The organism is Yoonia maritima (genome assembly GCF_003003285.1).
Taxonomy (GTDB): Bacteria; Pseudomonadota; Alphaproteobacteria; order Rhodobacterales; family Rhodobacteraceae; genus Yoonia; species Yoonia maritima.
The window spans coordinates 273610-286295 of the sequence record NZ_PVTP01000003.1; the positions used below are offsets into that span (position 1 = coordinate 273610).

A 12686-nucleotide genomic window follows, 5' to 3' on the forward strand; every position below is an offset into this window, starting at 1 on the left:
TCCTTAATGACTGCGAACCGACTTCTAATTCATATTGGGCACCGAAATACGGATGCCATATCTTTACAGGATGCTCTTTTTGCTTCCCAAAATGCGCTGTCTAGCCAAAAAATATACCTCCCGGCATTTACGACGGATAACGTTGAACGGTTCACGTTAGGTTTCGATCCAAATGGCGATACGGACCATGAACTGGGCGAAATCGATCCTGCCTCGGCTCCCCTGACAAGCCACTGGGACAAAATTCGCGCGCCACAACACCCGTCTGGCTGCGAAACAATTGTCGTCAGCAACCAAAAATATTTCAAACAATTATCGGCCCAAACTATTGATAAATTTGAAGAAGAGACAAGCGGAATTGCACGCGAAAAATCCATCGTTGCCTACCTGCGTGCGCCAGATTCTCATTTCCTCATGCTGACGCAACAACGCCTACATCAAATGCGAGAGCCAACCATACCATCGCGCACCCGAATAAAAGAACGTATCGAGCCCTTAGCCAAAGCATGGTCTGGTACCATCATGCTCGAGGTGTTTTCTGACGCGACGATGAAAAATGGCAATGTCGTCGATGATTTTGTTTCTCGGCACCTGCCAAACTTTGATCTCGACCTGCTAGTTCGGCCCAATGCCGCAAGGCCACGCCCGTCTGTCGAAGCAATGGCATTGATGATTGACCGGATGCATGGTCGCTTGGATGAAACAATTGATCCCATATCACTGATTCAACAAATTATTAAAGCAGATCAAAAAATTCCGACCCCGACAAAACCGAAACTACGTGATGAGGCCGCCCACACATTAACCAATTGGGCAGCACCAGACCTTGCTTGGCTGAATGAAAGCTACGGCATCCGTTTTCCGGAAATTGATTATAGAATGATTGATGCCGATGATGTCGATCTTAGTTTAATCCACTTTACTGACATCGCCCAAATCTGTGAGGTAAATCAAGACCGTAAAGATGCATTGTATCAAAAGGCAAAAGTCTGGGCTAAGCTGCCCATACCTATGCAGAGATTACTTTCGCGCTGGTAACGACTACCAGCCCATTGCTTTGCGGATCATATTAAGAGCCACAAGGATCAGGAATATTCCAAATATTCGTTTCAACGGCTTCGGGTCTAATTTATGCGCTAGCGCTGCCCCCCACGGTGCCGTGATCAAGGTCATAGCGATAATCACAAAAAACGCCGCAACGTTGATGGCACCAATTGTGAATGGTGGCGCGACATCCATGTCGACAAACAGCAAACCAGCCACCGACGGCACTGCAATCAACACTCCAAAGCCTGCTGCTGTTGCCACGGCGCGGTGAATAGGTACGTTGAACAGTGACATTGTCGGCACGCCAAACGATCCGCCACCTATCCCCATGAGAACGGACAAAAAGCCTAGCATCGGTGACAGTATCGCGCGTTTTATCCCGACTGGCATGCGGTCACCCAATCGCCAGTGGCTTTGACCAAAAGCCATGTACAACCCGACAATAATAGCTAGGCCACCAAAGATGCTTTGCAGTACCACTGACCGCAATGACGATACGACCAGCACCCCAACCAACGCCCCAATACCAATACCCAGCGCCCATGTTTTCAGGATTGGCCATTCAACGGCACCTTTTTTATTGTGCGACAGAACCGACCGTATCGATGTAACGATAATCGTTGCCAGTGACGTACCAAGGCACAGCTGCATCAACTGCGGGCTATCATAGCCCAAGGCGCTGAACACATAGTAAAAAGCAGGGACAAGGATAATCCCGCCCCCAACGCCCAAAAGCCCGGCCAAAACGCCCGCAAATGCCCCGATGGCCAAAAGCAACGCGCCCATGGTTAGTAAAAGTGTTATATCGTCCATGGTCTATCCCTTAGGCGGCAAGCCGCGTCACGTGGTCCAATGCCTCAAGCACAACATGCGGCCCAGCACCATCTGCATGCACATTTTCAGATAGGTGACGGCGCCATCCGCGTGCGCCTGGCCGCCCCTGAAACATTCCAAGCATGTGGCGCGTAACCTGCCCCAAGCGACCACCCTGCGCAATATGTGCTTCGATATAAGGTAGCATCAAATGCACCACCTCTTCGGCAGTACGGCGAGACGTATCGCCAAAGATCCGTACGTCAGCATTCAATAAAATATCACATGGCGTATGATAGGCCGCACGCCCGATCATCACGCCGTCCAGCCCCTTATCCAGCAACTCTTGCGCCGCGTCCAAAGTCGCAACACCACCGTTGATCGACAGGTTAAGACTAGGAAATAATCCGTTCATTTCTAAAACAAGGTCATAGTCCAAAGGCGGAATATCACGGTTTTCCTTCGGGCTTAGCCCCCGCAACCAAGCCTTGCGCGCATGAACCGTAAAGTGATCGACACCTGCCGCTGAAACCCGTGCTAGAAAGTCCGGCAATATCTCGCGTGGTTCTTGATCGTCCACACCGATGCGGCATTTCACAGTGATCGGAACATCAACAGCATTTTTCATAGCCGCAACACATTGCGCGACAAGTGCCGCGTTTTCCATTAACACCGCACCAAAGCTGCCGGATTGCACCCGGTCAGAGGGGCAGCCACAGTTAAGGTTAATCTCATCATACCCGTAATCCGCAGCGATGCGTGCAGCTTCGGCCAATTGCACAGGATCTGAACCACCCAGTTGAACAGCAACCGGATGCTCTGCATCGTCAAACCCCAATAAGCGATCACGATCACCATGAATAATTGCGGGCGCTGTCACCATCTCTGTATAAAGCAAAGCATGACGTGACATCAGGCGGTGCAAATAGCGGCAATGACGATCCGTCCAATCCATCATCGGGGCGACGGACAAGCGACCGGCGCGTCGCACCTCGGAAACACTTAATTTTACATGGTTTTCCATGTGAGCCTCAGTTTGCGTTTCCGCTTATTTTGGCTGTTTCAAGCCGGTTTTCAGAGAAAGTGCTACAGAATGTAGCACCGCGAGTGCCGTGTAGCACTTTTTTGGCTCCACTTTCCAGCCGTCAAAGCCCCCGTGTCCCGGACGTCAACAGACGCAATTCGCGGCTGCCCTATTCGGCGCGATCCCCACCGGTTTTGGATCATTCAAACCAAACCAAACTTTTTTCCGAAATTTCGGAGGCGACCAGACCTTCAGAGCATCGCACTCCGAAAACTCAAAGGATACACAATGGGAACCATAACCGAGCGCACCAAAGTCAATGGCAAATCAAGCTTCACCGCTCAAGTTCGCAAAAAGAAGAACCGCAAAATCGCAGTCAACTTGGTCGAGACATTTCCAACGCGAAAAACCGATTGTCATTGGTTGTTTGAAACGATGCGCACTCATCCATATCGATCTCTATGTTTTGTGCCGTCTGCTGCATCCTCGCCGCAAGCTCACCAGTCAATGGCTGCAAATTGTCAGCTCAATATCTGCATCCAACAACGGCGAAAAAGCCCAGGGGTCTCATTACTGTCCGTATCTGATGACAAACTGGTCATTATGTATTGTCTCCATGAAGACATGGCGTGTTCTGATCGGTCGGCTCAAATCATACAGACCGCTATTACTACGATCAGCATTCTGTCATCCTCAGTTCGGGCCAGGGTTGATGACCTGGCAGTTACCGGAACCCGATGATATCCAGTGGCTGATCAACATAGCACCTTACAGCGAAGTGGAGTGACAATGGTCTGGCGACCAACGGAGAGCATGACACGAGAAGAGCTGGTAACAGAGATCGAGACGCTACGATCGGTTGTTGGGAGGCTGGCTGCAAGGATAGAGCCACTCGATGAATCGGCGATTGGGCAGCGGGAGCGACCCGTCCGCGCCGATGAACAAAGGCCGAGAGACCGGCAAGATATCAGTGATTTCGACAACTTTGAGTAACGGCAAAAATTCACAAATGCTCTGATGAGCAACAACCTAATTGCTACACGAATATTGGCACAATATTAGAGTCCAACACTCTCAATGAGTTAAGGAGCAAAATGGCACAGCATCATCCCTATCCATCAGTGGGACGGACATCAAAGCAAAGGGGAGGCAAGCTCAATTGTGTGAGGTTGCTTCAGCCGCGCCAACCTCCTCCAATTTGGCGCGTGCGGGCTTCCAGGATCACCCTCATGGCCCCCGGAGACCGGGAGCCATATAGAATTAGGCCATTGCTTTTAGGTAACGGCGCATCCCTATGTACAGGCTTACGCACATCGTGAGAAGCACGATAGTGAATGGGAAGCCCGTAGAAACCGCCATCGCTTGCAACGCTGTTAGCGCACTACTGCCACCAACGAGCAGTAGGGTTGCAGCGACCACGCCTTCGAAGACACACCAGAACACGCGTTGGGGAATTGGCGCGTCGATCTTGCCACCTGCTGTGATCGTATCAATGACCAGCGAGCCAGAATCAGAAGAGGTCACGAAGAACACCAGGACGAGGATGATGCCGATAAATGATGTGATCGCCGAAAGTGGTAACTGTTCAAGCATAACGAAAAGCTTCAGTTCTTGTGCGGCGTCGATAACCGGAGCACTGCTGTCAGCCATCACCTGAGAAACAGCTGTGCCGCCGAAAGCCCCCATCCAGATCACGCTGGCAAGCATCGGAATCAAGATAACACAGGTCAGGAATTCACGCACCGTGCGGCCACGTGAGACCCGTGCGATGAACATACCGACGAATGGTGACCAAGATATCCACCACGCCCAGTAGAATGCGGTCCAGCCTTGCGAGAAGTTAGTATCTTCGCGTCCGAACGGATTGGAAAGAGGGATAATGTCGCGCGCGTAAGCAACCCCGCCAGAAAAGATCGTTTCGAAGATAACGCCGGTTGGTCCGACCACGATGATGAATAGCAAAAGCAGCACAGCAAGCGCGATATTGACCTCTGAAAGGATCTTCACCCCACCGTCGAGCCCACGGATCACCGAGATGGTCGCCAGCGCAGTGATTACGCCGATGAGCACAACTTTGGCGACATTCCCAGTGCCCCAACCGAAGAGGAAATTGAATCCCGCAAGCGCCTGTTCGGTGCCGAAGCCAAGCGAGGTAGCAAGGCCAAACAGCGTCGAGAACACTGCGAGAATGTCAATGACATGCCCTGGCCAGCCCCAAACCCGGTCGCCCAAGAGCGGATAGAAAGCCGAGCGCAAGGTTAACGGCAAACCGTTATTGAAGGTGAAAAATGCAAGCGACAGTGCGACAACCGCATAGATCGACCAAGGATGCAGGCCCCAGTGGAAGATCGTCGCGGCCATACCGAGATCGCGCGCTGCGATAGCGTCACCAACTGCGGCACCAAGGGGAGCCCAATCAGTGCGGGCGTCAGCCTCTGCGGCGGTTCCTCCCACGGAAGAGGTGAAATGCGACATTGGTTCGGAAACACCAAAGAACATAAGCCCGATGCCCATCCCGGCAGCGAACAACATCGCGAACCAACCAAGATAGCCATATTCTGGGCGCGCCTCTTTGCCTCCGAGGCGGATCTTGCCCATCGGTGAGAACACGAGGAACAAGCAAAATAGCACAAAGACATTCGCCGCACTGAGGAAAAACCAGTCGAAGGTCGAAGTAAGGAAAGGGCGCAGCCAGCCAAAGAAATCCGTCGCTTGCCCCTGAAACATCAAGGTGATGATTACGAAAGCCACGATCGCGATACTTGAAATTGCGAAGACCGGGTTGTGGATGTCGAGACCGAAGCGCTGGACGTTGTCCTGTCCGATTTCAAAATCGGTTTCTATCGGATGGGGCACCTCGGTGCCTGGGTCGTTCAAGGTATCGGTCAAAAGTTCTCCTTCCACGAGCGACGTATGTCGCTTTGGTGTGCACTGCAGTGTTGGCTGCTAAAGCAATGTGATTGCCAAGTTTCAATAGCAGATTTCCGTAAAATTGCAAAACGTGAGAAATCATCCTCGTTCGTTGCCCGCAGCCTGCTACTTTGCGCGGATATTGACGTGTCAAATTCTCCGTTGGTAGCCGAGTTATTATCGCTCCACTTCGGTGAGTGGTTCAGGTGCCAGCTTTGTAGTGCGCCATGAACATCGCGATGCAATCCTCCATGATCTGACTGGGCGTCGGGTTACCGAATGCTGCGCAGCGGGCGAACGTCGACAGTGCTGGGATCCATGCGCGACGCGCCACGCTTCACTTTTGCCAGTTGCCTGAAGGAAGCACCGCGCAAGCCCTGTCTAATCTGTTGTGTGCGCATCAATGATAGCAACAACTTTCGCAACCTTCGCGGCATTGGCGGCGTCCGGATGGGGAGCCACAAATTGCCCGCTGTCATTGTCGAAGTACTGCCCCGATGCCGTTCCGAATTCATCAGACAGGGCCGCGCGGGTTAGGATGTCGACGCCGATATTTATATCATTGCCGGTTGTTCCAAACCCTTCGCGCACCATCTTGGTCGCCAAAAGAGAGCCTGGATTGACAGCGACCGAGACCGGCCCATCGGGATGTTTCGATGCAAAGTCTTGGCTCCACATCGTCAGGGCCAGCTTGCTTTGGGCATAGGCCTCCATGTCTTGGAGCTGTCGCTTGCCTACCATGGCGTCATCATCGACTGGCGCTTGTGCGGCAGAGGACAGATGCACCAAACGTCCGTCCTTTGGCATGTTGGGGAGTAGGAGTTTTGACAAAAATGCGGGTGCAAAGGTATTGACGACAAAGCGCACGTCCATACCGTCGTTCAAGCGTGGCTGCGACGTTTTGAAGACACCTGCGTTGTTGATCAGCACGTCAATGCTTTCATATGCGTGCAAGAGATCACGCCCCAGCTGGGCGACTTCCGACAGGTCTGACATATCGGCCTGCGCAGTCGACACGTTTGCGCCAATCTCGGCCTTCAGTTTGTCCAGCTTCTGGGCGTTTCGACCATGAGCAATAACGTTGTGCCCTTGGGCCGCCAATGCGAGTGCGGTTGCTCGGCCAAGGCCGTCCGTGGCACCGGTGATGAGGATTGTCTTTGTCATGGTCTTTTCCTTAATTGAAAGCAGGCAGCACATGTTCGGCCAACCTATCGAGCGTTGGTTCAACAGGCGAGGAATTAAAGCGCAAATTCAGTGCGACATGGTTGACGCCACTGTCTTCAAGCTGTTGCAAATACTGAACAATGGAGCGATGGCCGGACCGGACGCCAAGATGGATCGGGCTTGGTGGCTCATCCGGATCATCAGCGAGGTCAACATAGAGTGGTTGCAGGACAGGTTTTGGAGGCTGTCCCAAATTGGTCAACCGCGCACGCCAATCCTGCAATACACGATCTTGCACCACACCGGGGCGTGGATAAGTCATCCATCCATCGCCATGTTGCGCAATCCAGTCCGCAGATTGGCGGCTTGATCCTGTGATCAATAGCGGCAACTTCGACCCGGACGGCTTGGGCAGCATATCGATTGGTAAATCCACCGTGCCGAAACGATTGTCTATCTGCGGTACGGGCGTCCCCATTGCCCGAATATAGTCGAAGCTTTCACGGAAGGCGTCGCCGCGTGCGTCAAAATCGCGGTTCATGGCCGGGTACTCTTCGGGGCGGTCGCCAGAGGCCACACCAAGGATCAGCCGGCCATTTGACAGAACATCAGCTGTCGCAGCCGCCTTGGCGACATGGGCGGAGTGGCGCAGCGGCAGGACGATACTGGCAACGCCCAAAGCAATATCGGTTGTTTTCGCGGCCAGATAACCAAGATAGACGAAGGGATCAAAAAGCTGGCCCGCATCGCCAAAGCTGGGGACATTGAAGGGTACATCGCGCAGCCAGACAGCTTTGAAACCAAGCTGTTCAGCCTGTTGAACGCGACTCAAATGGCCTGTCATGTCCGGCACGGGGCTTTGCCCGTATTGCGCAATCGGCACCACCAGCCCGACACTCAAACGACCGTTCTGAAACGTCGTATTGTAGCCGCGATTGATCTGTTCGAATGGCGTGTGGGTCTCGTCACGCATGGGTTCTCTCCGGCAAGTCGCGCCGCCCCTTTTGGGGCAGCGGAGATTTCTTAGGCGAGGTCGTCTTTGCCCTCGATGAGATAGTGATGGCTGACCGAGCCAGCGGTTCGTGCCGCAAGGTGCGGTGCGTATGCTTCATCGGCCATGAATGCCTGTGCGGCCCCTTTGGATGGCCATTCGATGATGATACGCAGACCAGCTTCCTGCATTTCGCCTTCCACCTGTTCGTGGCTGGTCGTGCGAGCGATATATTTGCCACCATGTGCAGCAACACGCTCATTGGCAGTAGGCAGATAGTCGGGGATCCACTCGTCGTTGGTTGGGGTTACGTCGAGAACAGAATAGTAGGCCATTTTCGTTTTCCTTTTAGATTGGTTAAAAAGGTAGTCCGGGAAGAACCTGTTTACCGATGACACGGCCGCTTTCTTGGCGCTTATGCGCCGCAGTCAGCGTTTCCACCGTCAGCGCGTCCGCGCGTTCGGTGACCGTGGACTGAAGTGTTCCTGCATCAATTAGCTGAGACACGCGGTTCAGCAGATCGCGTTGCGCGGTGATATCGTCGGCGCCGAACATCGAGCGGGTGAACATGAACTCCCAAGAGATCGTGAGAGCCTTTGGTTTGGCAATCGAGATATCGAGATTTTCAGGGTCATCGATCAGAGTGATGTGGCCGCGTGGGGCAATAAGGTCGACAATCGCGGGCCAGTGTTGGTCTGTCGCGGTCAAAGCAGCGACATATGTCGGCACGAGGCCCAAAGCATTCACCTGCGCTGCCAAATCATCACGGTGGTTGACGACGTAATCAGCACCCATTTTGCGCACCCAATCTTCGGTCTCGGGACGAGAGGCTGTCGCAATGACCGTCAGGTTTGTCAGAGTTTTGGCAAGCTGGATTAAGATCGAACCCACACCACCCGCGCCACCAATCACCAAGAGCGTCTCGCCATCCCCGCCATCTTCAATCAAACGGAAGCTATCAAACAGCATTTCCCAAGCAGTGATGGACGTCAGGGGCAGGCCCGCGCTTTCAACAAAATCGAGCGTTGCGGGTTTCTTGCCGACGATACGTTCGTCAACAATATGGAACTCTGCGTTTGTTCCATCGCGGGTGACGTCTCCTGCATAGAACACGTCATCACCCACCGCATATCCGGTTACCTCGGACCCGATTTCTACAACCGTGCCAGCCGCATCATAACCCAGAATGCCGACAGCAGATTCCGGTGCGCGGGCCATGCGCAATTTGACGTCAACCGGATTTACCGAGATGCCTTTGACAGCAACCATAACGTCGCGCGCACTAAGCGGTTTCTTGTCAACATCGATCAGTTTTAGTGCGCCTGCGCCCTCAATAGGTCCGTTTTGAGTGTAACCGAGTGCTTTCATGTTCAATGCTCCTAATTGGCTTGTTGGACAACACTTATCACTCTCAATTCGCAATAAAACCGGTCATATTTTGTTTCAGAATTCCGATTTTTGATATAATGGAAGTCAATGGATACGGATACCCTTCGCCTTTTCGTCGCTGCTGCTGAACGGCTGAACATCACTGCTGCGGGCCGTGATCTTGGCCTTGCGCCAGCCATGGCCAGCAATCGCCTTGCAAAATTAGAGCGGCATCTCGGCGCGGAACTGTTGCACCGCACCACACGCAAAATCTCGATCAGTCAAGAAGGTGCAGCGTTCCTCCCCTACGCCCGAGAGATCCTCGCACAAGTAGACGCAGGCTGCGCGGCGTTGGGAGAAGGCACACTACGGCCAAACGGAACGCTTCGTTTCGCGGCCCCCTGCAGTTTTGCACAACTTCATATCATCCCACTCCTGCCAGAATTCCAGTCGCTCTTTCCCGACATTACTCTCGACCTAAGGCTTTCCGACACGCGTCAAGACATCATCGAAGGTAGCTTCGACCTGGCCTTGCGTAGCGCGCCCCTCGAAGACAGCAGCCTGTTGGGGCGCAAACTTGCGGACGATACGCGGGTCCTGTGCGCGTCACCATCCTACATCGAAGCTTACGGCCAACCTTTGACACTTGAAGACCTCACGAAGCACCGTTTCCTATCATGGTCCACCCTTGCCGCTCGCAAGATCATTCATGTAGATGGCAACACCGCATCGCTTGATCCTGCGAAGATGATTTGCCGCACAATCCTTGACGACGGTACGTCGCAACGCCTTGCGACACTGGCGGGGATGGGTATCTCGGTAAATTCGCTTTGGAGTGTCGCGCAAGATATCGACAATGGGCGTTTGGTTCGCGTGCTGCCCGATTGGCGCTTACATGACCAATCCGTCCTTTGGTTGATCTATCCGAAGTCGAATGTGCTAACCCCGAAAGTCAGATGCTTTATGGATTTTCTGATTGGACGATTGGACGATGCTAAGCTGGCCGGTAAACGCGTTCCGTAATTCATAGGTGCCTTCTTTTTCCGATGCCGCAGCTTGGAAGACAGCATGACCCATTTTAGAGATTTTTAATAAATAGCATCTCGGCCGTGGTCCTAACCCAGTCGTTAATAATCGCTTGGCAAATGGGTGCTTTATCCCACAAAGCAGACATCAACTTTGTCAAATGCTGCGCGTCATTGCAACTGTCGACTTAGGCTAAGCTGCATCCCAGCATGCGCGAATATGCGGACGAAGTTGCCATTCAAATCGCTTGGACCAAAGTCCGCGTTTGACAAAGCTTAACCAACTTATACGGTCTAAGCAGTCCCTACACCGGGACGGGTTGGGACTCCCCCCATTGTCGCGGCGATTGTCCGTACATGCGTTTGAACTCCCGGCTGAACTGAGACGCACTTACGTAACCCACATCCAATGCCGCTTCGTTCACCGTCGTGCCGCCGGCAATCTTCATCGCGGCGTTGTTGAGGCGCATCGATTTTACGAACTGGATTGGCGACATCGTCGTCGCCTGTTTGAACTTGCGGTGGAACACGGCCCGGCTCATGCCCGCGCGAGAGGCCATATCGTCGATCGATATCGGCGCGTCCAGATTGGAAGACACATGCGTGATGGACCGTGCGATGGCATTGCCCGCGCCAAAGGCTTGGCGCGCGAAAATCCCTGCCTCGCCTTTCAGAATGGCGTAGTAAAGCTCGCGCAGCCGCGTGGCGCCAAGGACGGCTGTATCCGTTTGGCTGTCGCCCAATTGCAGTAATCTCAGCAGGGCGTCGGTGAACGCCACGTCCCAGCGGGCCAGCCTGATGCCTTGCAGTCCTGTGCTTCCTTTGTTCGATTGGAGAACACCACCGGCGTTGTCCATATCCATGGCGAGTTCGGCCATCACGCGCGGGTCCAGTGCAATGTAGACGCCAAAAAGTGGGGTGTCCGGAGACGCTGTGGACGTTCCTGCCTTCACCGGCATCGACATGGGGCAGCACATATACTCGTTGCTGTCATAGACGTAACGCGTGCCTTCCAGCACGGCCTCTTTGGATCCGCTCACAATGGCAACGACACTGGGTTCATAGACTGCAGGGGCGCATGGGACCGGATTGATGGCCCGGAAAAGCTGCACACCTTTGACACCGGTTTCCATCAGGCCATCTTCGTGGATCCTACCCTCGATGAGTTGCTTGATTTGTTCTTTGCTCATACAGCATGTTTAGCATGTAAAAATCACCCATCACAATCATACTGATACAATCAGGCAAGTATTTGCAATAATCTGATCTATTTTTTAGCACACATGAGATTTAATGTCATTTCAACACGAATATGCAAATCGCTCGGCGCCGGAAGGAATATGAAAATGGCAGATACAACATTTGGATCCAAAGGTTGGACCCCAGAGCGTCTGGGTAACCTGAATGGCAAAACCTACCTCATCACGGGCGCCAACGCTGGTGCTGGATTTCAGGCAGCGCGAACGCTCCTGAATAAGGGCGCCAAGGTGGTGATGCTGAACCGCTCGGCCCAGAAATCGCAAGCCGCCGTCGCGGAGTTGAAAAACGAATTCGGAGCCAGTGCCGATGTTAGTTTCGTCCGCATGGACCTCGCCTCGCTCTCCAGCGTACGCGAAGCCGCGGCGGAAGTTCTGAAAACTGCCCCCCAGATCGACGCGCTCATTTGCAACGCTGCCATCGCGCAAGTGCCGACGCAAAAGCTCACCGAGGACGGTTTTGAGAGCATGCTCGGCACCAATCACTATGGACACTTCCTGCTTTGCGGGTTGCTGTTTGAGCGGATCGAGGCGTCAAAAGGCCGGATCGTGGTCGTCAGTAGTCTTGGCTACAACATGGGGATCAAGAGCATCCAGCTCGACGACATGAACTGGGACAAGAACTACCACCAGAACAAAACCTATTCTCAGAGCAAGCTGGCGCAGATGATGTTTGCCTATGAGTTGCAGGATCGGCTGGCCGCAGCGGGCAAAAGCGATGTCGAGGTCTACGTCTGCCACCCCGGATCGTCGCGGACATCGCTCATCACAACGAGCGGCAACCTGGCGACGCGGATCATGTTCCGGCTCATGTCCCTGTCGCCCCTGGTGCAGTCAGCCGAGAAAGGCTCCTGGCCAGAAGTCATGTGCGCCACTGAAGAAGGGCTGGAGCAAAGGGCGCTCTACGGTCCAACCGGTCGCATGGAGTTCGTCGGACCGGTTGGTAAGGGCACGCTGCATCCGCATGCCTATGACAAAGCGATCATGACAAAATTGTGGGACATATCTGAAAAGGCAACGGGATTTAACTGGAGGGTGTGACCAAACACGAGCGAGGTGTTCTCGGACTAATGCTATCGTTTACTGTG

Annotated in this window: 12 protein-coding genes; 4 read left to right on the plus strand and 8 right to left on the minus strand. The window is 53.5% G+C overall.

Annotated elements, in window-relative coordinates; genetic code table 11:
* Window positions 1-6: 6 nt before the first annotated feature.
* Complete coding sequence (locus CLV80_RS06015; protein ID WP_106355891.1) at window positions 7-1038, plus strand: hypothetical protein; 1032 nt, start codon at window positions 7-9, stop codon at window positions 1036-1038.
* A gap of 3 nt (window positions 1039-1041) precedes the next feature.
* On the opposite strand, the gene CLV80_RS06020 is transcribed toward CLV80_RS06015, so the two are convergent.
* Window positions 1042-1860 carry a sulfite exporter TauE/SafE family protein gene (locus CLV80_RS06020; RefSeq protein ID WP_106355894.1) on the minus strand — a complete coding sequence of 273 codons (819 nt, stop codon included), beginning with the start codon at window positions 1858-1860 and terminating at the stop codon, window positions 1042-1044.
* Between the two features lie 10 nt (window positions 1861-1870).
* Complete coding sequence (dusA, locus tag CLV80_RS06025) at window positions 1871-2884, minus strand: tRNA dihydrouridine(20/20a) synthase DusA (RefSeq protein WP_106355896.1); 1014 nt, start codon at window positions 2882-2884, stop codon at window positions 1871-1873.
* 319 nt (window positions 2885-3203) lie between these two features.
* On the opposite strand from dusA, the gene CLV80_RS18290 reads away from it, so the two are divergent.
* The gene (locus tag CLV80_RS18290) at window positions 3204-3671 is read left to right on the plus strand and encodes a hypothetical protein (RefSeq protein WP_133169758.1); all 468 of its coding nucleotides are present in this window, start codon (window positions 3204-3206) and stop codon (window positions 3669-3671) included.
* Window positions 3672-4144: 473 nt separating this feature from the next.
* Here the strand turns inward: CLV80_RS18290 and CLV80_RS06035 are convergent, their stop codons facing one another.
* The 5 genes from CLV80_RS06035 to CLV80_RS06055 form a co-directional block, all read right to left on the minus strand.
* Window positions 4145-5773, minus strand: coding sequence for a BCCT family transporter (locus CLV80_RS06035; protein WP_207766522.1), 1629 nt, complete (start codon window positions 5771-5773; stop codon window positions 4145-4147).
* Window positions 5774-6175: 402 nt separating this feature from the next.
* Complete coding sequence (locus CLV80_RS06040; RefSeq protein WP_106355900.1) at window positions 6176-6958, minus strand: SDR family NAD(P)-dependent oxidoreductase; 783 nt, start codon at window positions 6956-6958, stop codon at window positions 6176-6178.
* Between the two features lie 10 nt (window positions 6959-6968).
* Window positions 6969-7931: an LLM class oxidoreductase gene (locus CLV80_RS06045; RefSeq protein ID WP_106355902.1), complete on the minus strand. Its 963-nt coding sequence runs from the start codon at window positions 7929-7931 to the stop codon at window positions 6969-6971.
* A 50-nt stretch (window positions 7932-7981) separates the two neighbouring features.
* On the minus strand, window positions 7982-8284 hold the full coding sequence (locus CLV80_RS06050) for a DUF1330 domain-containing protein (RefSeq protein ID WP_106355904.1): 303 nt from the start codon (window positions 8282-8284) through the stop codon (window positions 7982-7984).
* A 22-nt stretch (window positions 8285-8306) separates the two neighbouring features.
* Window positions 8307-9317: a zinc-binding alcohol dehydrogenase family protein gene (locus CLV80_RS06055; RefSeq protein ID WP_106355906.1), complete on the minus strand. Its 1011-nt coding sequence runs from the start codon at window positions 9315-9317 to the stop codon at window positions 8307-8309.
* 108 nt (window positions 9318-9425) lie between these two features.
* Here CLV80_RS06055 and CLV80_RS06060 point away from each other — a divergent pair, with 108 nt between their 5' ends.
* Window positions 9426-10340, plus strand: a complete 915-nt coding sequence (locus CLV80_RS06060) for a LysR family transcriptional regulator (RefSeq protein ID WP_106355908.1) — start codon at window positions 9426-9428, stop codon at window positions 10338-10340.
* 307 nt (window positions 10341-10647) lie between these two features.
* Here the strand turns inward: CLV80_RS06060 and CLV80_RS06065 are convergent, their stop codons facing one another.
* Entirely contained in the window at window positions 10648-11532 is an 885-nt protein-coding gene (locus CLV80_RS06065) for an AraC family transcriptional regulator (RefSeq protein WP_106355910.1), read from the minus strand.
* Window positions 11533-11688: 156 nt separating this feature from the next.
* Here CLV80_RS06065 and CLV80_RS06070 point away from each other — a divergent pair, with 156 nt between their 5' ends.
* Entirely contained in the window at window positions 11689-12639 is a 951-nt protein-coding gene (locus CLV80_RS06070; RefSeq protein WP_106355913.1) for an SDR family oxidoreductase, read from the plus strand.
* The last annotated feature ends 47 nt before the right edge of the window (window positions 12640-12686 follow it).